General features: G+C 57.2%; 17 protein-coding genes. 8 read left to right on the top strand and 9 right to left on the bottom strand.

Going from position 1 to position 18,160, the window contains the following annotated elements; genetic code table 11:
• Positions 1–7 precede the first annotated feature (7 nt).
• From B7364_RS17235 to B7364_RS17225, 3 genes are all read right to left on the bottom strand, one after another.
• Positions 8–1,165 carry a DUF1501 domain-containing protein gene (locus B7364_RS17235; protein WP_085341282.1) on the bottom strand — a complete coding sequence of 386 codons (1,158 nt, stop codon included), beginning with the start codon at positions 1,163–1,165 and terminating at the stop codon, positions 8–10.
• Positions 1,162–2,565, bottom strand: a complete 1,404-nt coding sequence (locus tag B7364_RS17230) for a DUF1800 domain-containing protein (RefSeq protein ID WP_085341281.1) — start codon at positions 2,563–2,565, stop codon at positions 1,162–1,164. The genes B7364_RS17235 and B7364_RS17230 overlap by 4 nt, the downstream gene beginning before the upstream one ends.
• 70 nt (positions 2,566–2,635) lie before the next feature.
• Positions 2,636–3,304: a YggS family pyridoxal phosphate-dependent enzyme gene (locus tag B7364_RS17225; protein WP_085341280.1), complete on the bottom strand. Its 669-nt coding sequence runs from the start codon at positions 3,302–3,304 to the stop codon at positions 2,636–2,638.
• Between B7364_RS17225 and B7364_RS17220 the strand changes: the two genes are divergently transcribed.
• Positions 3,303–3,887: a thiamine phosphate synthase gene (locus B7364_RS17220; protein WP_157893782.1), complete on the top strand. Its 585-nt coding sequence runs from the start codon at positions 3,303–3,305 to the stop codon at positions 3,885–3,887. The two genes, B7364_RS17225 and B7364_RS17220, sit on opposite strands and share 2 nt — an antisense overlap.
• Positions 3,888–3,930: 43 nt before the next feature.
• On the opposite strand, the gene B7364_RS17215 is transcribed toward B7364_RS17220, so the two are convergent.
• Complete coding sequence (locus B7364_RS17215) at positions 3,931–4,395, bottom strand: NtrZ family periplasmic regulatory protein (RefSeq protein ID WP_085341279.1); 465 nt, start codon at positions 4,393–4,395, stop codon at positions 3,931–3,933.
• A gap of 296 nt (positions 4,396–4,691) precedes the next feature.
• Here B7364_RS17215 and B7364_RS17210 point away from each other — a divergent pair, with 296 nt between their 5' ends.
• The 4 genes from B7364_RS17210 (at position 4,692) to holA (ending at position 9,508) form a co-directional block, all read left to right on the top strand.
• Entirely contained in the window at positions 4,692–5,204 is a 513-nt protein-coding gene (locus B7364_RS17210) for a DUF3576 domain-containing protein (RefSeq protein ID WP_085341370.1), read from the top strand.
• Between the two features lie 179 nt (positions 5,205–5,383).
• Positions 5,384–7,975, top strand: a complete 2,592-nt coding sequence (leuS, locus tag B7364_RS17205) for a leucine--tRNA ligase (RefSeq protein ID WP_085341278.1) — start codon at positions 5,384–5,386, stop codon at positions 7,973–7,975.
• 1 nt (position 7,976) lies between these two features.
• The gene (gene lptE / locus B7364_RS17200; RefSeq protein WP_085341277.1) at positions 7,977–8,471 is read left to right on the top strand and encodes an LPS assembly lipoprotein LptE; all 495 of its coding nucleotides are present in this window, start codon (positions 7,977–7,979) and stop codon (positions 8,469–8,471) included.
• Positions 8,432–9,508, top strand: coding sequence for a DNA polymerase III subunit delta (gene holA / locus B7364_RS17195; protein ID WP_157893781.1), 1,077 nt, complete (start codon positions 8,432–8,434; stop codon positions 9,506–9,508). Before lptE ends, holA begins: the two co-directional genes overlap by 40 nt.
• Positions 9,509–9,516: 8 nt before the next feature.
• Here the strand turns inward: holA and B7364_RS17190 are convergent, their stop codons facing one another.
• The 3 genes from B7364_RS17190 to B7364_RS17180 form a co-directional block, all read right to left on the bottom strand.
• Complete coding sequence (locus B7364_RS17190) at positions 9,517–10,767, bottom strand: argininosuccinate synthase (RefSeq protein ID WP_085341275.1); 1,251 nt, start codon at positions 10,765–10,767, stop codon at positions 9,517–9,519.
• 110 nt (positions 10,768–10,877) lie between these two features.
• Positions 10,878–11,261 (bottom strand): hypothetical protein, encoded by a 384-nt coding sequence (locus B7364_RS17185; protein ID WP_085341274.1) that lies wholly within the window; start codon positions 11,259–11,261, stop codon positions 10,878–10,880.
• Between the two features lie 59 nt (positions 11,262–11,320).
• Positions 11,321–13,285: a potassium transporter Kup gene (locus tag B7364_RS17180; protein ID WP_085341273.1), complete on the bottom strand. Its 1,965-nt coding sequence runs from the start codon at positions 13,283–13,285 to the stop codon at positions 11,321–11,323.
• Positions 13,286–13,555: 270 nt separating this feature from the next.
• Between B7364_RS17180 and B7364_RS17175 the strand changes: the two genes are divergently transcribed.
• Positions 13,556–14,356, top strand: a complete 801-nt coding sequence (locus B7364_RS17175) for an SDR family NAD(P)-dependent oxidoreductase (protein ID WP_085341272.1) — start codon at positions 13,556–13,558, stop codon at positions 14,354–14,356.
• Positions 14,357–14,366: 10 nt separating this feature from the next.
• Here B7364_RS17175 and B7364_RS17170 read toward each other — a convergent pair whose 3' ends face one another.
• Together B7364_RS17170 and B7364_RS17165 are read right to left on the bottom strand one after the other, a co-directional pair.
• On the bottom strand, positions 14,367–15,254 hold the full coding sequence (locus B7364_RS17170; protein WP_157893780.1) for a hypothetical protein: 888 nt from the start codon (positions 15,252–15,254) through the stop codon (positions 14,367–14,369).
• A 187-nt stretch (positions 15,255–15,441) separates the two neighbouring features.
• Positions 15,442–15,636 carry a DUF1674 domain-containing protein gene (locus tag B7364_RS17165; RefSeq protein WP_232780948.1) on the bottom strand — a complete coding sequence of 65 codons (195 nt, stop codon included), beginning with the start codon at positions 15,634–15,636 and terminating at the stop codon, positions 15,442–15,444.
• 77 nt (positions 15,637–15,713) lie between these two features.
• Between B7364_RS17165 and htpX the strand changes: the two genes are divergently transcribed.
• Both htpX and B7364_RS17155 read left to right on the top strand, forming a co-directional pair.
• On the top strand, positions 15,714–16,643 hold the full coding sequence (htpX, locus tag B7364_RS17160) for a zinc metalloprotease HtpX (RefSeq protein WP_085341270.1): 930 nt from the start codon (positions 15,714–15,716) through the stop codon (positions 16,641–16,643).
• 79 nt (positions 16,644–16,722) lie between these two features.
• Entirely contained in the window at positions 16,723–18,117 is a 1,395-nt protein-coding gene (locus B7364_RS17155; protein WP_085341269.1) for an RsmB/NOP family class I SAM-dependent RNA methyltransferase, read from the top strand.
• The last annotated feature ends 43 nt before the right edge of the window (positions 18,118–18,160 follow it).

Here is an 18,160-nt window from a genome sequence, read left to right as displayed (position 1 = left end):
TGTGCTGTTACGCAGTGAATACGCGTGACAGCACAGCTTGACGGTCTAGACCCCAGGCATTGGTAAGGCCTTGGGCAAAGAGGTGGCGGACGTCATTCGCCGGGACCAGATCACGATCCTCATAAAGCCGGTTCAAGCCGGGCCAATCACCCAGCATCTTGCCGCCCTTCACAGCACCGCCCAACAGGAAGGAAACCCCGCCAGTCCCATGATCTGTGCCGCCCGTGCCATTGACCCGCACGGTACGCCCGAATTCTGTGGCAATCACAACCGTCGTAGTCGCCCACACCGGGCCTAGACCCTCACGCAAGGCCTTAATGGCAGAATCTAGGGCCTCCAATCGATTGGCTAATTGGCCTTGGGCACCACCTTGGTTGGCATGGGTGTCCCAGCCTTCAAACGAGAGGACAGCACCAGCAGGTCCACCAGGGGCTGCTAGAATGCGGGCGGCAGCACTTGCCAAAGGCGCATAGGCCCCTTGGCGGCCACGGCCTTCGTTACCACCCATCATGGTGCCACCATCTGCAATGCGATCGGTCTCAATCGCCATGGCCAATGCGTTGGACAGCATGGCATCGCCTGCATAGAGGTCTGACAGGCGTGCCAACGTGTCCATATCGCTTTCTGGCGCCAAGGGCGGTGCCCAAGATGTGGCTTTAGCTGGACCGCGCAAGACCAAGGGAATGGTTCGGCCGATGGCAACCCCTTCCTGATGAGGCCCATTGGGCAGCATGGCCAAAGCGCGGTTCATCCAGCCAGAGCGCGCGCTGGTCATCTGTGTGGTTCCCGCTTCGAGCAAGTCTTGCGCGTCAAAGTGCGACCGCTCCCGGTACGGGCTGGCTGCTGCGTGCATGAAGGACATGTGGCCCTTTTGCCAAAGCCCGTGCATTTCCTTTAGGGCGGGGTGAAGACCAAAACCGTCCACCAGCGGCAGGGTCCCATTTGGCCCACCCGGTCCGTCCAGAGCAATCGCGCCGCGAAAGCTCTGATAGTTTGGATCGCCATAGGGCACGACCGCCGTAAGGCCGTCCATCGCGCCCCGCAGGATGATGAAGACGAATTTGCCAGATGTTGTCGCGGCTTGAGCAAAGCTTGCCGTTCCACCCAACATGGCGAGAGATAGGCCTGAAAGGCCAGCGGTGAGGAGCGTGCGGCGGTTGGTCATCTGCGTTGAAACTCCGGGCTCATAAGGGCAAGCACAATGCCTTGACGGGCGGTTTGGGCGCGCGAGATAGCTGTTTTGGTTTTGTCTGTGAGGGCAGGGCCAAGGGCGGTTTCCGCAAAGGCCAAGGGCTGGAACGTCTCGCCAATCACATCGGCGGCAAGGTTTGCCCAATCAATCCGCTTAAGAATCGCGTCGGGCGCTGCCCATTCACTGGCGACATCTGGCCAGCCCTTTGGACTGGGTGCCCGCCACGGGGTTTGACCCAATTGCTCGAAGGTTGATCGCAGGGCCTGCGTCGACGTGGCGTTGGCACCGCTTGCCCGCATGGTTGAGAGCAAAAAGTCATTCGGGGTTTTGAATTTTTGGGCTTCTGGGGTCCAAGCTTCGGGACTTTGAACCAGCGTTTTGGCTAAAGCAGATAGATCACCGCGGCTCTGCAGGAAGGCGTTTTCAAGCCGTGTTACAAGGGCAGGGGGCGGGTCATCGGCCACAAAATGCTGGGCAAGTTTGAAGGCGATCCGCTTTGCCACCGATGGCTGGCGCGCCAAATGGGCGAGGATATCAAGCGCTTGCCGCTCTCCGGTGGCGGGGAAGTTTTTGCCAAGGATTGTGCGACTGCCCGGTTCGTGCAGCGCAGATACGAATATGGTGGTGCCCATCTCTGCGCCTTGCGCCAATCGACGCAAGCGAGGCCCTGCAACCGTCCACCCTGTAAGGGCGCGGGCAAATTCGGTGACATCGGCTTGGGTGTAGCCCCCATCAGCTCCCAACGTATGAAGCTCAAGGATTTCACGCGCCAGATTTTCATTCAAACCCGCGGCCCGCCTGCGACCTTGTTGGTTTTGCGCAGCTTGAGAATTTGGACCAATCGACTGCGCCTGATCGAGATAAATGAGCATGCCGACATGGGTGTCAGCCTTCACAAGCAAGTCCTCGAACCGACCCCAGACATGTGGTCGAATGGCTTCGCGCTCAAAAGAGCCCGGAAAGGGTGTGGTCTGGAAATTGCGCGCGGCCATGGTGAAATGGTTTGACCAGAACTGGACCCAACGCTCAGCAAAGGGGGCTGGGGTTGTCACCGCATGCTGAATGCGGGCTTCAATTTCTGGACCCGTCGTTTTGCTGATGAGGTCAGCTAAGCGCACACGTTCGTCGAAATTCACGGCTGGATTGGGCGATTGAGCGCCGCGCTGTTGGGCTGCACGCGCCTGCTGATAGCTTTGCAGGGCTTCAAAAGCCTGGGCGCTGGATAGCAGACCATTTGCCGGGAGGTTGGTGGATGCGGCGTTGCCAATTTGGCTCATAAGCCAAGCCTTTGGGTCGCGTGCAATCTGGCCAAGTTCGCCGGGCCTAGCCCCTAGTCCAAATCGATTGGCAGCAATGACAGCATTTAGGCTCATGATACTGGCGCCTCCTTAGTGGGTCTAACGCACTGCCATCTCCATTCCGTCGCGCGACTTACCAAAGGATCTAAGCTGGCCGTACGCGCTCCCCAAATAATGCTGAACCGACACGAACGTGCGTTGCACCCAATCTAATGGCGGTTTCAAAATCGCCGCTCATGCCCATTGAAAGGACCGACAAGCCATGGCGTTGGGCCAGCTTGGCTAGAAGGGCAAAATGCATCGCAGGCTCTTCATCCTCCGGTGGAATGCACATGAGCCCCTCGATCGGCAAGTTATGTTCGGCGCATAGTGCCAACAAGGCTGGAAGGTCACGTGGCGCAACCCCAGCCTTTTGTTCCTCTTCACCGGTATTTACTTGGACCAAGAGCCTTGGAAGTTTGTGACCTGCCTGAGCCAGTTTCGCCAAGGTTTGAACCAACTTCGGACGATCCACTGTTTCGATGACATCGAACAAGGCGATGGCGTCTTCGGCCTTATTGCTTTGGAGTGGGCCAATCAAATGTAGGGTAAGGTCCGGGTGGGCTTTGCGGCGGTCTGCCCATCGGCCTTGGGCTTCTTGCACGCGGTTTTCACCAAAGACGCGGAGGCCAGCGGCCAAAGCAGCTTCGATTCGGTCTTCAGGTTGAACTTTTGACACCGCGACCAAGGTGACGCTGTCGTTCGGCCTTTGGCTTGCTTGCGCGGCCTGCTTGATCCGGCCCGTGATTTCGGCGATGCGTTGGTTTATGTCCATGCCAAGGCTTCTAGCCGCCCTGCGCTCATTCCGAAAGCCCGTGACGTCAGGCTATCCGCGTCTTATTGTGCTTACAGACCCCGCGCGGGGTTATGACCTGGCACGTCAGGCTGCTGCTTGTCCGCCAGAGTCGATTCTCATCGAGCGGACCTATGGCAAAAAGCCAACAGCGCTTAGGGGCCCTCGTGGTCGAGGGCCGATCCGGTTAGCAACCGTTCCTCCGCGTGTGGCCCGACAGACTCAGCTGGATGGGATTCATTGGCCAGAAAGGCGTCTAAGGCTGCGCCATCGTAGTAAGACCTCTGACCTGATCGAAACCGCTTCTGCCCATCGGGGCCTGAGCATCGCCAAAGCACAGCAATTGGGCATTAAGGCGATTCTGGTTTCGGTGGCTTTTCCGAGTCAAAGCCCAAGCGCGAATGGCCCGGGCGTAGGTCGACCTAAAGGCGTGATTCGCCTTGCCTTGCTGCAACGTGCGTTTCCATCCTGTGATCTGTACGCACTTGGTGGAATTCGGGCCAAGACGGCGCGCCTGCTTGCACGCAGCAACCTTTATGGTGTGGCCCTAATTAGTGGATTGTGAGGCTAATTACAGCTGTTGGCACCCGAAGCAGCCAAACTAAAGCTTAGAATTTGAAAGCTGATTCGACTTTAACGCCAGGCTCACGACGCTGAGAGCGATCGCGGTTCTGAGAAACACCTAATTGCTCGTTTGGTACCACAACTTCGCCACCGACGCGGAATTTTGGCGAAATCTGATAGAAGGCACCTGCCAATGTGCGGCCCGAATTTTGGCCGTTGCGCGGTGTTAGCGCAGTTGGTGGGTCTTGCTGCACGCCAAAAGTCATGCCCCAACGGCTGCGTGGGTCAACCTTTACAGCGGCCTTAAGCTCGCCCCGAGGCACCCAAGCGTTTGCCCCATCGCGCACTTCAGAGCCGAAAGTGAATCGCTCATACCAAGGAGCTTGTGCTGTTTGAGCTGTCGACGCCGTTGGATTTACAGTCTTTTGGTCACGCGCGACGGCTTGACCACCACTCATCACCATGAGTGTTGCCAAACTTGCTGCCATGATCAAACGGCTTCCAAACACGCCAAACTTTCCTTTCAGACCATCTGGTGAACGAGGATGGATGCAATTCTTTACTATTTCCTTGCGTGGTTAAGAGCAATCCTAAATTGTTGTGAACTTCTGCATTCCCGTGAATCTGCTGCCCATCGCGTCAATATAGTGATGAATATGCAACGCGTCGGTCAGACGCTGTCACCCCGCGGGCAGTATTGTTGGCATTGGATCGCACCTTTGACTCTAGCGCAAGAACAGCTTCATGCTATAGACCCATGGCTTTCCGTCCGGGGCGGGCGGGGGAGCTAGTCTGGAGCATGCCAATGCGCGTCGTCGCGCCTACACTTATCGTCGCACTCATGGTCGCAACCGGTTTGGGTGGCTGCGCCACCCGCGCAAAGACGACTTCGACCGATCAAGCTGCTGCCGCCGCTGCTGCACCGCAGGCAAAGAAGGCACGGACCGGTCTGTTCTCAGGCCGCTCTGCGAAGGGCACTGGCGAAGCAGGTATCGGGGTGAATGCTTTCTTATGGCGGGCAACGCTGGATACCTTGAACTTTATGCCACTTCTGGACTCAGATCCATTTGGTGGCACTTATGTCACGGACTGGCATGCGGTTGCTGAAAAGCCTGATGAGCGCTTCAAGGTCCAAGTTTATATTCTGGACACGCGCTTGCGCGCGGATGGCCTGTCTGTCCAAGTTTTCCGTCAAGCAAAAGACGTAACCGGGTCGTGGGTAGATGCCACGGTTGACCCCGATACGGCTATTCAGATTGAAAATGCGATTCTGACCCGAGCACGGCAGTTGCGCATCTCTCAACTCGAAACGCGCTAATAGAATTAGCCAGTGCGCCTGTGAGATTTGTCAGCCAGGCCCTGCGTCGGGGCTGGTCGAACTGCCTGTGTCTGCTTGGCAGCGCGCCTGCTTTTAGGGCAAAGACATACGGGTTATTTGGCTGTTCGGTGCTGGACCGTCCACCCATTGAATTTGGTCTAAGGCAATAAGGGTCTTTTATGGCTGCACGTTACAATCATCGCGAAACCGAACCGCGCCAACGCGCGCGCTGGGACGCTGCCAAATTGTTTGAGGCTGGCCCGCCAGACCCCTCTCGTGCCAAATGCTATGTGTTGGAAATGTTCCCTTATCCATCGGGCCGCATTCATATTGGTCACGTCCGCAACTATGCCATGGGTGACGTGATCGCGCGGCGTCGTCGCGCGGCCGGTGATCAAGTTCTGCATCCGATGGGGTGGGACGCTTTCGGTTTGCCCGCAGAAAATGCGGCGCGCGAACGGGGCGCGCATCCTGGAACTTGGACGCGCCAGAATATCGACGCCATGCGTGCCCAATTGCAACAATTGGGTTTTGCGATCGACTGGTCGCGCGAATTTGCCACTTGCGAACCATCCTATTACCGCCATCAGCAGAAAATGTTTTTGGACTTTCTCAAAGCGGGCCTTGTGTATCGCAAGAAGAGCAAGGTGAATTGGGATCCAGTTGAGAATACGGTTCTGGCCAATGAACAGGTTGTCGATGGTCGCGGCTGGCGCTCGGGCGCACTGGTTGAGCAACGCTATTTGGAGCAATGGATGTTCCAGATCACGCGCTATGGCGAGGAACTAATTGCCGCATTGGACGATTTGACTGGCTGGCCTGAAAAAGTGCGCATCATGCAGCACAATTGGATCGGCAGGTCTGAGGGCTTGCGCTTTCGGTTCCAGTTTGACTCAACAACGCCATCGCCGATCGGTGGGGGGTTGGAAGTGTACACAACCCGACCCGACACGCTCTTCGGTGCCTCATTTGCAGGCATTTCGGTGGACCATCCGATTGCTTTGGCTTTGGCCGAAGCCAACCCAGCACTCGCGGAATTTTGCGAATCCTGTCGGCGTGCGGGCACCTCGGAAGAGGCTATTGAGACTCAAGAAAAGCGTGGGTTTGATACTGGCCTGCGCGTTATTCACCCATTTGATGCCAGCCAAACTTTGCCCGTTTGGATCGCGAACTTCGTCCTGATGGATTATGGCACTGGGGCAATCTTTGCTTGCCCCGCACATGACCAGCGCGATTATGAGTTTGCGACAAAATACAATCTGCCGATCAAGCCCGTCATCCTGCCCGAAGGCGCAGATCCAAGCGCGGTGACGTTGGAAAATGGACCCTATCTGGGTCAGGGCAACGTGTTCAACTCTGATTTCTTGGACGGGATGACAAGCGAGGACGCAAAGTCTGCGGCCATGGATCGGATGGAGGCTTTGGGTGCGGGAGAGCGTACGGTAAACTTCCGTCTGCGGGATTGGGGCGTATCCCGTCAGCGCTATTGGGGCTGCCCGATCCCGATCATCCACTGCAAGACCTGCGGTCCAGTCGGTGTGCCGGAAGACCAATTGCCCGTGACTTTGCCCGAGGATGTGACCTTCGACAAACCGGGCAATCCTTTAGACCATCATCCAAGCTGGAAGCACGTCGACTGCCCAAAATGTGGGGCCCCGGCGGTGCGGGAGACCGATACGCTCGATACCTTCGTCGATTCATCCTGGTATTGGGCGCGTTTTTGTGGCCAACCACAGGATCGGCCAACCGACTTAGCGGCTGTTTCTCATTGGTTGCCGGTCGATCACTACATTGGCGGGGTTGAGCACGCAGTCTTGCACTTGCTCTATTCGCGCTTTTTTGCCCGCGCCATGAAGGCAGTTGGCCATCAGCCGACTTCAGAGCCTTTCAGCCGGCTCTTTACCCAAGGCATGGTGACGCATGCGACCTATAAGTCGCAAGCGGGTCACTGGTTGTCGCCGGATGAAGTTGAGATTACGGGCACAACCGCCGTCGAGATCGCAACCGGGAAGCCTGCTGTAATTGGACCCATCGAGAAGATGTCGAAGTCCAAGCGCAATACCGTCGACCCTGAAGACATTATCGATACCTATGGTGCCGATGTGGCGCGTTTGTTCGTTCTGTCGGACTCCCCACCCGAACGGGATGTGGAGTGGTCTGAATCGGGCGTCGAAGGTTCTTGGCGCTTTGTACAGAAAATCTGGGCAGCCTTTGATGCCTTACCCGAAGGCGTGCCTGGCCCGATGCATGTCGCGACGGGGGTGAGTGGTGCCGCACTCGAGTTGCGTCGTGCTGGCCATAAGGCGATTGCCGCCATCAGCTTGGCGATTGATTCCTATCGCTTCAACAGCGCCATCGCGCAATTCCATGAATTGGTCGGCCACATCCGCCGCTCGGAAAGCGATGATAGCGCCGACATGTTGTCGGCTCGGGTTGAGGTCTTGGGAGTTCTGGCTCGCGTCCTGCAGCCCTTTACACCGCATTTGGCGGAAGAAGCTTGGCTGCGTATGGGTGGCGAAGGCTTTGTCGCAACCGCACCTTGGCCGGAGGCCGATCAAAGCTTGCTGGCGGAAGCCACCATCATGTTGCCGGTGCAAGTTGATGGCAAGAAGCGGGGCGAATTGCACGTTGCCAAAGGAACATCCAAGGAAGAGCTTGAGTCCTTGGCCTTGGCGTTGCCCGAAGCCACACACTTCCTTGCGGGACGAACTGTGGCTAAACTCATCGTGGTTCCAGACCGGATCATCAATATCGTGACCCGTGCAGCATAGGATGGACAAGGCATTGGCTAAGCTGGGTGTGCTCGTTTGCATAGTTGGATTGTCGGCAATGTTGGCCGGCTGCGGTTTCCAACCTGTCTACAGCACACAGGGATCTGGGATCGGACCTGTAACCATTGCCGCCATTGAAGGCCGCACCGGCTATTATTTGCGACAAGAGCTTGACCGGCGTGCGGTGCTTGAGCAGGGGACGGCTAGCCCCCGTGTTTTGAGCGTGAAATTGACCCGGATCTTTACCCCCGCTGCGCAGGGCACAGACGGGATTTCGACCCGCAATGAGATGACCGTGACTGCCACTTATGTTTTGGCTGCAGCGCCGCCTCTTCCCGCTGTGACTGGCACCATCACCACAAACGTCGCTTATGAAAGCCTGGATCAGGCCTTTGGCGATGTCGCTTTGCAAGCTGATGCGGAAGAACGTGTGGCCAATCAAATTGCGGAACGGCTGTGGTTAGACCTCCAGCGGCAAGTGCGGGCAGCGCGATGAAGCTGACGGGTCTTGCGGCCGTGAAGGCCGCGCAAAAGGACCTTTCGCCGCGCTTTGTGATCCTGTCTGGACCTGATTCTGGTCAGTTGCGCCGCCTCGCAGAAGCACTTGCAACCCGCCATCGGGCCCAGAATCCAGAGCTGGAATTTAAGCGCTTTTCTGAGGATGATTTGAAGGCCAATCCTGGTGGCGTTGAGGAAGCCATCAGCAGCGCCTCGCTGTTTGGCGGGGCCGCCATTGCTCATGTGCGGGTCAGTGGCGAGAAAGATGCCGCCTCACTGGCTGGCCTATTGGAACGTGTCGACAAAGGTGGTCCCAAGCCAGAAGGGGTCTTGATCCTAGACGTTGGGGACATTGGCCGCAGCTCAAAAACGCGTAAGGCCTTTGAGGATTCAGCTCACGCGTGGTCGCTTCAATTATACGAGACAACCCGCGATGAATTGCTGGGTGTTGCCCGCGCCGAAGCAAAGGCTGCGGGCGTTAGTATTGAATTGGATGCACTGGCCGCGATCTTGGAGGCCGTCGCGCAAGATACCAATTCGGTTGCAGCAGAGGTGCAAAAGCTTGCCGTCTATGCGGGCACTGACGGTGTAATTGACCTGGCGTGCGTTGAGGCTGTGGGCTCTGGTGGTCGCGAAGCGGGCTTGGATGAGGCTATTGATGCCGCTTTTTCAGGTCAGCCTGCTCTCATGGTACAGCGGCTTGAGCAGGCTTTCGGCGGCGGGGCCAATCCTGTGGCAATCTTGAACGGTACGGGTCGGCGCGTCCGGCTTTTGCTGCAAGTTCGGGCTGGCGTTGAAGCCGGCGGCAATGCGGCCGAGATGCTTAAGCACCCCAAGATGGGGGTCTTTTGGAAGCGACAGGCCGAAGTCGCCCGTCAAGCGGGTCTGTGGAGCCGTGCAGCCCTTGAAGACGTTTTGACAGCGACTTTGGAAGCTGACGGTCAAGTCAAGCGGGCAGGATCCCCAGACACTGCCTTGGTGGAACAATTGCTGATCCGCATCGCCAAAAGGGCTGAGCGGATCGCCAAGCGCTAAAGCGAGATTTAATCGTTCTTACCCGCGCGCTGGTCGCGCCAAGCCGCAATCCGAAGGCGAAGTGCGTTGAGCTTGATAAAGCCTTCAGCGTCCTTCTGATTATAGCCACCGGCGGCATCAAAGCTGATCAGTTCTTTGTTATAGAGCGAGAGCGGGCTCGACCGACCCTGCACATAGACACCGCCCTTGTAGATTTTCAATGTCACTTCGCCGGTGACGTCTTCCTGGCTGCTGTCGATCGCGGCCTGCAGCATCTTCCGCTCTGGTGTGAACCACATGCCATTGTAGATTAAGGCGGCATAGCGCGGCATCAATTCGTCCTTGAGATGCATGGCCCCGCGGTCAAGGGTGATGCTTTCCATAGCACGGTGGGCTTGCCACAGGATCGTGCCGCCTGGGGTCTCATAGTAACCGCGTGACTTCATGCCAACAAAGCGGTTTTCGACAAGATCGAGGCCACCCACACCATTTTCCGCGCCAATGCGATTGAGTTCGCCCAAGAGCGCTGCTGGGCCATAGGCCTTGCCATTCAAAGAGATGGGGTCGCCGCGCTCAAAGCCAATTGTGATCATCGTCGCTTTATCGGGCGCTTCTTCCGGTGTGATGGTACGACGATCGGCGCGTTTGGAAACCAGATCGGGCACCGGCTCGTTTGGATCTTCGAGGACAAGGCCCTCAGAGGAAGTGTGAAGCAGATTCGCATCGATCGAGAAGGGGGCGTCTTGCTCCTTCCCGGTGGCAATCTCTATTCCGTGCTTTTTGGCATAGGCGATTAGGTCTGGGCGCCCTTGGAAGCTCCACTCCCGCCATGGCGCAATCACGGTCACATCGGGCTTCAGGGCATAATAGGAGACTTCAAACCGCACTTGGTCGTTGCCCTTGCCGGTTGCACCGTGACACACGGCATCGGCCCCAACCAGATTGGCGATCTCAACTTGGCGCTTCGCGATTAGTGGCCGCGCAATCGAGGTGCCCAACAGATAGACGCCTTCATAGAGGGCGTTGGCACGAAACATCGGGAACACATAGTCGCGAACAAATTCATCGCGCAGGTCGTCGATGAAGATATTCTCTGGCTTTACCCCTGCAGCCAGTGCCTTTGTGCGCGCAGGTCCTAGTTCCTCGCCTTGACCAAGATCAGCCGTAAAGGTCACGACCTCACAGCCATAGGTCTCCTGCAACCACTTCAAAATGATCGAGGTGTCTAGGCCACCAGAATAAGCGAGAACGACTTTGTTGACTTTGCGCGCGGTGGTCATAGGGCTTGGGTTCCAAGGCTAAATCATGTGCAGTCGTGCTAGGCAATCCGAGCTTGGAGATCAAGCGGTCTGAGCAACGTCGCCTTGATTTGAATGTTACGTGCGGACCTTTAGCGCTGCTTGTCCTTATTGAGCCATTTGATGGCAAAGGCGAGGTGGAGCAAATGTGCCAACACAAAGGCGAAGGCCATGAAAACCCGCGAGGTACCTAATGACACGGCCTCTTGGGTCAATTGTCCGGTTGGCACACGGTGCGCCAGAAACGTGAGTAGGAGGCCAAATCCTGCAGCCAGAGCGGGCGCGAACAAAAGCGCAAACCGTCTGGGCGCTGTCCAAGTGGGCTGACCATTGAGGCCAAACTGCATCGGAATACGCGCACCAGCGTCAATCTTGGCAGCGGCGGACGCCGAAATCAAAGCCATCAGGGTGAGGCCGGCAACAAAGCACAAATCCCCGGTCCAAAGCAGAAAGTGAGAGAAATCGAGCGGGTTCACGCCATCGACTAGAGCACCATAACTGGCCTTTGAATAGGGCCTTTACGGCGCCTGTTGCGCTAGACGACTACCTGTGTGCCCAGTTCGACAACCCGCCCCGAAGGAATATGGAAGAAGTCCGTTGCATTGGTGGCGTTCTTCGAGAGGAAAATATACAAATGGTCCTGCCACAAAGGCATGCCAGAGGTGCTGGACGCTACAATGGTGCGGTGCCCCAAGAAGAAGCTGGTCGACATGATGTCGAACTTCAGGCCTTGTTTCCGGCACATGGTGAGCGCTTTGGGAATATTCGGGCTTTCCATGAAACCGTAATTGACGATCACGATGCGCACGTCGGGAATGATCTCTTCAATTTCAATCCGATCGGCATCTGCGACGCGCGGCGTTTCGGCCGTCCGGACGCTTAAAATGGCGATCTTTTCATGCAGAACCTTGTTGTGCTTCAGGTTATGCATCAGCGCCACAGGGGCAAGGTCAGGGTCACTCGTCAAGAAGATCGCCGTACCCGCCACGCGGTGGGGCGGATGGGCCATGAGGGTCTTGAGAAGATCGCGTAGCGGAATTGAGTCGCGCCGCGTCTTCTCCGACAAGATTTGGCTGCCTTCCTGCCATGTCCACATAATGACGACGATGGCCGCGCCTAGAACCAGCGGGAACCAAGCCCCGTGCGGGATTTTCAGGACTTGCGAGCCAAGGAAAACAATGTCCAGCGCCGCAATCGGCACCAGCAACAAAGCGGCTTGGAACCCATTCCATTTCCACAAACGGGTCACGACGGGAACAGCCAACAATGTATCCATGAACATGGCACCGGTGATCGCGATGCCATAGGCGGACGTCAAATTGCCTGATGACTTGAACGAGAACAGAAGGACCAAAACACCAATCATCAAGAAGGTGTTGACTTGGGGCACATAGATTTGCCCGGCCTGGGTCTCGCTGGTGCGACGGATTTGCATACGGGGCAGGAGGCCCAGTTGCACTGCTTGCTGGGTCATGGAGAAGGCGCCAGTGATCACCGCTTGGCTGGCAATGACCGCCGCCAAAGTTGCCAAAATCATGACTGGCCAGAAGGCAAATTCGGGCACCATCATCCAGAATGGGTCTGCTTTCGCCGCTGGATTGGCCAACACAAACGCGCCTTGGCCAAGATAATTCAAAGCCAAGGATGGGAAGACAAGTACGAACCAAGCCGCACGGATGGGGTTTTTGCCAAAGTGGCCCATATCCGCATAGAGCGCCTCAGCACCCGTCACAGCAAGGAAGATCGAGCCCAATATGACCAGGGCCACAAGGCCATTTTCCATCAGAAAACGCAGCGCATAAATTGGGTTGAACGCCAGCCAAACGCGGGGATCATCGGCAATATGATAGATGCCAAGGCCCGCCAAAGTCAGGAACCACAAAGCTGTTACCGGGCCAAACAAGGCCGCAATTTTATGGGTGCCTTTGGATTGTACCAGAAACAAGCCAACCAAAATCGCCGCAGAGATCGGCAAAATATAGGGCGTGAACAAATTGCCGACGCCGGGCGCAATCTTCAGGCCTTCAATCGCACCCAGAACCGAAATCGCGGGCGTAATAATGCCGTCGCCATAAAAGAAGGCCGCACCCATCACGCCACAGAAAAACACCCATGGCGACTTTCGGCCCATCGCACGCTGTGCCAAGGCCATCAGGGCCAGCGTGCCACCCTCGCCCTTATTGTCGGCCCGCATCAGGAACACGACATATTTCAGGGTTACAATTAGGAACAAAGCCCACAGGACGAGGGAGACCACCCCTAGAACGGCCACCTCAAGATTGCCGGAGCCTTTGGCGTGCGCCAAGGCTTCGCGCATGGCATAAAACGGACTGGTCCCGATGTCGCCAAACACGACACCGACCGAACCAAGGGCAAGCATGAAAAATCCACGGGCGGACTGGCTACCATGACCATGGCCGCCACCTTGGGCGCCACTGGCTGGATCGCCAAAGCCTTTTGAGACTTCAGTGTCCGCTGACATATTTGAAGGCGATGCCATCTTGGCTCCCCGAACACAGTGAATCGGACTCTCGACCCGCTGCCTGTACGCGATTGTAGGCGGCGCCAATACGCCTTTTGTCGGGCGGCTTCAATGCTAAAGCACAATTGGGCATTGGGGCGAGCAGAATTTGCGGGTTACTGCACGTTTCTGACTGGCTTTGCTTGGGAACAGGCCGCATCGGCGGCAGGATATAAACTAGACGGGCGCACGGGGGCCGTCTATCCACGGTGCGGATGACCAAACCCCTTGGTGACAGGAGATCGCAATATGGCACGACGACTTTGTTTGGTAACTGGGGCTTCGGCTGGAATTGGTCAGGCGATTGCCCGCATTTATGCTGAACGCGGCTATGACCTTGCTTTGACGGCACGTCGGGCTGATCGCTTGGAGACGTTTGCCGCCGAATTGAAGCAGACTTGGGGGGCTGAGAGCATCACGATTGCCGCAGATTTGGCAGACCGCGCGGCTCCCGCACAGATTATTGGCGCGCTTGAAGCAGCGGGTCGCCCAGTTGATGCCTTGGTCAATAATGCTGGCTATGGCTTGCAAGGCAATTATCTAGCATCCAGCTGGGAGGACCATGCAGCCTTTATGCAGGTACTTGTCGAAGCCCCCCTTGAGCTCGCCTATCGTGTCTTGCCTGGCATGCAGGAACGTCGCTTTGGTCGCATCATGAATGTAGCGTCGCTGGCAGGCCATTTGCCCTCCGCAGCTGGGGCAACGCTTTATGGAGCCTCAAAGGCGTTTTTGATTAAGTTCAGCCAAGCGCTCAATCTGGAAAATACCGATAATGGCGTGCATGTTAGCGCGCTATGCCCGGGCTTTACCTATTCTGAATTCCACGACGTCAACGGCATGCGCGAACAAGTCTCCACCATGCCGAAATGGTTGTGGCAGGATGCAAAAACGGTTGCCCAAATCGGCTATGACGCGCTGGAAGCCAACCAGCCAGTGGTGGTGACGGGCACAACCAATAAGACGATTGCCGCCATTGGAAAGCTTTTGCCAGACAGCCTCGCCTTGCGCTTGATGAAGTCGCAAGTGCAAAAGTTTCGCCGCGCCGACTAAAGCTTAGCCCTTAGTGGCATCCACAAGGCTTATGCGGTGGCGTCCGTGGTTTGCGTGGCGGTGGGTCTAAATGTATCCGGTCGCGCACCCCTGAAAAGCGGGTGCCGCCACCAACAAACACATAACCGCCGCCGCCATAGCTATAGGAGGTCTCGGTCGGGAAGCCGACGCCATAGCTCATGCCACCCATGAAGAAGCTTGCGGGAATGAGCGTCACTTCTTGTTGTTGCTGGCAGCAAGGCACCGGCGGCGTCAAGGTTGGTGTCACCAAAGTCTGTTGCAATGGCGGTGGCAGCACGGGCGGCGGTAAAGGAATAGGTGATTGGGCTACAGGTGGTTGTAGGATAACAACTTCTCGCGATTGTGGCGGAAGTTGAGGTTGAACCACATGTGCTTGTGGCGCTGGGACCCAAGAACCATGGCACGTCACATTGGCCCCCGCGTAAGGCGCGACACAATTCATTGCCACGGTTTGATGGGACGTCGTGGGGTTGGTCGTCATTGCACTTTGGCTACCGGATGACGCATGCGACGCGCTTTTCTGATAGGTGGAAGTAAATGTGACGGCTTTCTGCGGCGGCGCACTGGGGGCCATTGTCGGCGTTTGCGTCGGCTGGGCCTCAGGAACCGCTCTGTTTTGATATCCCCGATTTGGATCAAACAGGACAGTTGGGCCGGAACTTTGCGTGGACGAAGAGGTGTAGGTCTGGCTTTGCACGGTCATGCCCGGGGCAACGCGGATCAGGCCTGCGCACGCTGCTTGATCTGCTGCACTGCCGAGGAGGCAGGGATCACCGGCCCCTTGGGGTTGTGGCGCTGAGGCCGTCATACCATTTGCGGCGGCTTGTCCAGCGGCGGCAAGCGCCATGAGCGAGACGATGAAAGCAGTTTTGGTCATTCTGACCCCCTTTAATGGCGCACCACGTCCTGTGGTACGGCGCACCTATGTGTCGTGACGGTCTAAAGGGCTGATAAATCGCTAAAGTTCAAGGCTGTGCCCGCGTGCGGGGAATTCAGCCCAAATTCGCCCTTCCCGAAAACCCTAACAGGCGACTTCATGTCTTGAACTGAAACAGGAAAGCCCTTCAGAAATCATAGGCGATGCCTTTGCGCTCCCAATCGCCGAAGCGGGTTGGTTCCGCGCCTTTGGGCCCGTTGATTTCATGTGCCAAAGCCAATTCTGCTTCGGCTTGTGCGCGACGCTCGGCCGCCTCTGCCAAAGCCCGTCCTGCGGGCGTGCTGAGATCAAAAGAACCGCTTTCACGCACTGGTGAAGTCATGGAGGCGGAATCTGCGCTTTTTTCAGTCATCATGGCCCCCTACATATAGGCCTAGCCTAATCGGAGTCGAGCTTTCTATGAACACCACCAAGACTTTCATGCTGCTAGCTGCCATGACCGCCATTTTTATGGCTGTCGGTTATTTGATCGGCGGCGCTCCAGGCATGGCCATCGCGTTTGTGGTGGCGGCGGGTATGAATGTGTTTTCCTACTGGAACTCCGACAAAATGGTCTTGAAGGCCTATCGTGCTGTGGAAGTCGGGCCAGATGATCGTGACCCTTTGATTGCCACCTACGCGCAAGATGTCCTGACGATGGCACAAAAGGCCAATATGCCGCGCCCCCGCATTTATGTGATTCAAAACCCTCAGCCAAATGCATTTGCAACCGGACGCAATCCGGAAAACGCGGCTGTGGCCGCGACGACGGGCCTATTGTCGATGCTGAACCGGCAAGAGATTGCCGGTGTGATGGCCCATGAACTGGCGCATGTGAAGTGCCGCGACACCTTGACCATGACCGTTGCTGCGACTCTTGCGGGCGCGATTGGTATGCTTGCTAACTTCGCCATGTTTTTTGGTGGGGATCGGGAGCGACCGAACCCGATTGCCATGATCGCGATCATGGTGTTTGCACCGATGGCCGCCGCTGTCGTGCAGATGGCCATTAGCCGCTCGCGCGAATATGAAGCAGACCGCCTTGGGGCCGAGATTGCCGGTGACCCAGAATGGCTGGCGTCGGCGCTTCAAAAGATTCAATATGGAGCACGGCAAGTCCATAATGAGGATGCTGAACGTCACCCTGCAACCGCCCATATGTTTATTATCAATCCGTTGGCTGGTGGATTGCGCGATAATTTGTTTTCCACCCACCCAGCGACTGAGAACCGTGTCGCGCAATTACAGGCGCTAAAGGCGCAAGACTTGCCGGGCAACACGTTAGGATTGGATGAGGGGTCATCGCGAACCTCTGGGCCCTGGGGGCGCAGAAAGGGGCCATGGGGATAATGAATTGGGATGCTTTATGCATCCTTGCCTCTGCCCTGGCACTTGACCGGAAGCGGTTGGACGCGCAGGAGCCTGCGCCATGCCGTCTGACCCATCCCATCCCGAACGCTCACGTCACCGTAGACCGCCATCTGGCTCTCCCCGCAGAGATTCCGGCCAAAGGTCTGGTGGTGAGCGCCGAACACCCCGTCCACTAGCCAATCCCGATCCGGCGCGCTTCGCGGCGGTCTGCCTAGTGTCCCATGTTGTGGATCAAAGGTGGACCTTGGAAGAGGCTATGCGCAAGGAGCAGGCGTTTGTTCGACTGGATGGGCGCGATCGCGGCTTTGCAGCTCATTTGACACTGGCCACCTTGCGCGCATTAGGTTTGGTAGATGCGGTCTTGGCGACAAAGTTGGCCAAGCCTTTGCCCGATAGTGCGCATTTTGCCAAAGCGCTCTTACGCGTCGGTGCTGCTCAGTTGATCGAGGGCTTAGCTCCGCCCCATGCGGCCGTAGGTCGGTCTGTGGATTTAGCGAAGTTTGAAGCAACCGGGCGTGGCTTCGCTGGCTTGATCAATGCGGTGCTGCGCCGGATTGCAACCGAACCCTTGGTGCGGCCGCACGACCGCGAACGCGTTCCTGCCTTGTGGTGGAACCGTTGGCGTGCAGCCTATGGCGCTGAAGCCGCTGATGCGATTGCGGCAAGCCTTTCCCGTCAGCCTGCTCTGGATCTGACAACAAAGGGCGATCCTGCAGCCATTGCCGCTGCGGTTGATGGCATCGTTTTGCCGACAGGCAGTATTCGACTTAAAGAAACGCCCAGCGATGTGACAAGCTTACCCCTTTGGGATGAGGGCAATTACTGGGTGCAAGATGCCGCCGCCGCTTTGCCCGCGCGCCTATTGGCAACGAAGCCCGGCGAAGTCGTCTTGGATATGTGTGCTGCCCCTGGCGGAAAGACCATGCAATTGGCCGCCAGTGGCGCGGATGTAACCGCGCTTGATCTCGATGCAGCGCGGATTAATCGCGTGGCGGAAAATCTTGCACGCACAAGCTTGACGGCGCGTTTGCAGGTTGCAGATGCCCGTACCGTTTCGGCAGAACCCTATTTTGACGCGATTTTGTTGGACGCCCCCTGCAGCGCCACCGGCACGTTGCGCCGCAATCCAGAAACGCTTTGGATCAAGACGCCCAGTGACGTCGCGCGTTTTGCCACGGTGCAGATTGAACTGGTTCGCGCAGCAGCCGCAGCCCTGAAGCCGGGCGGTCGGCTTGTTTATGCCGTATGTTCGCTAGAGCCGGAAGAGGCCGATCCAGCGGTGGCGGCAGCCCTCGAGTCTGGGCTCAATTTGGCCCCAATATCGCCGGAAGAGGTCCCCGAATTGGGGCAAGCGGTGACCGATCAGGGCTGTTTGCGCGTGTTGCCAAGTTATTGGGGGGATCGGGGCGGCATGGATGGGTTCTTTATCGCGCGATTTGTAAAGCCAAGTTAGGTCGCCGGCCCACGGGCCAAATTGCCATCTTGCAGCAGCCCCC

Origin of the sequence: Aquidulcibacter paucihalophilus (genome assembly GCF_002105465.1) — a bacterium.
Taxonomy (GTDB): Bacteria; Pseudomonadota; Alphaproteobacteria; order Caulobacterales; family Aquidulcibacteraceae; genus Aquidulcibacter; species Aquidulcibacter paucihalophilus.
This window is presented reverse-complemented; position numbering and strand designations above follow the sequence as displayed.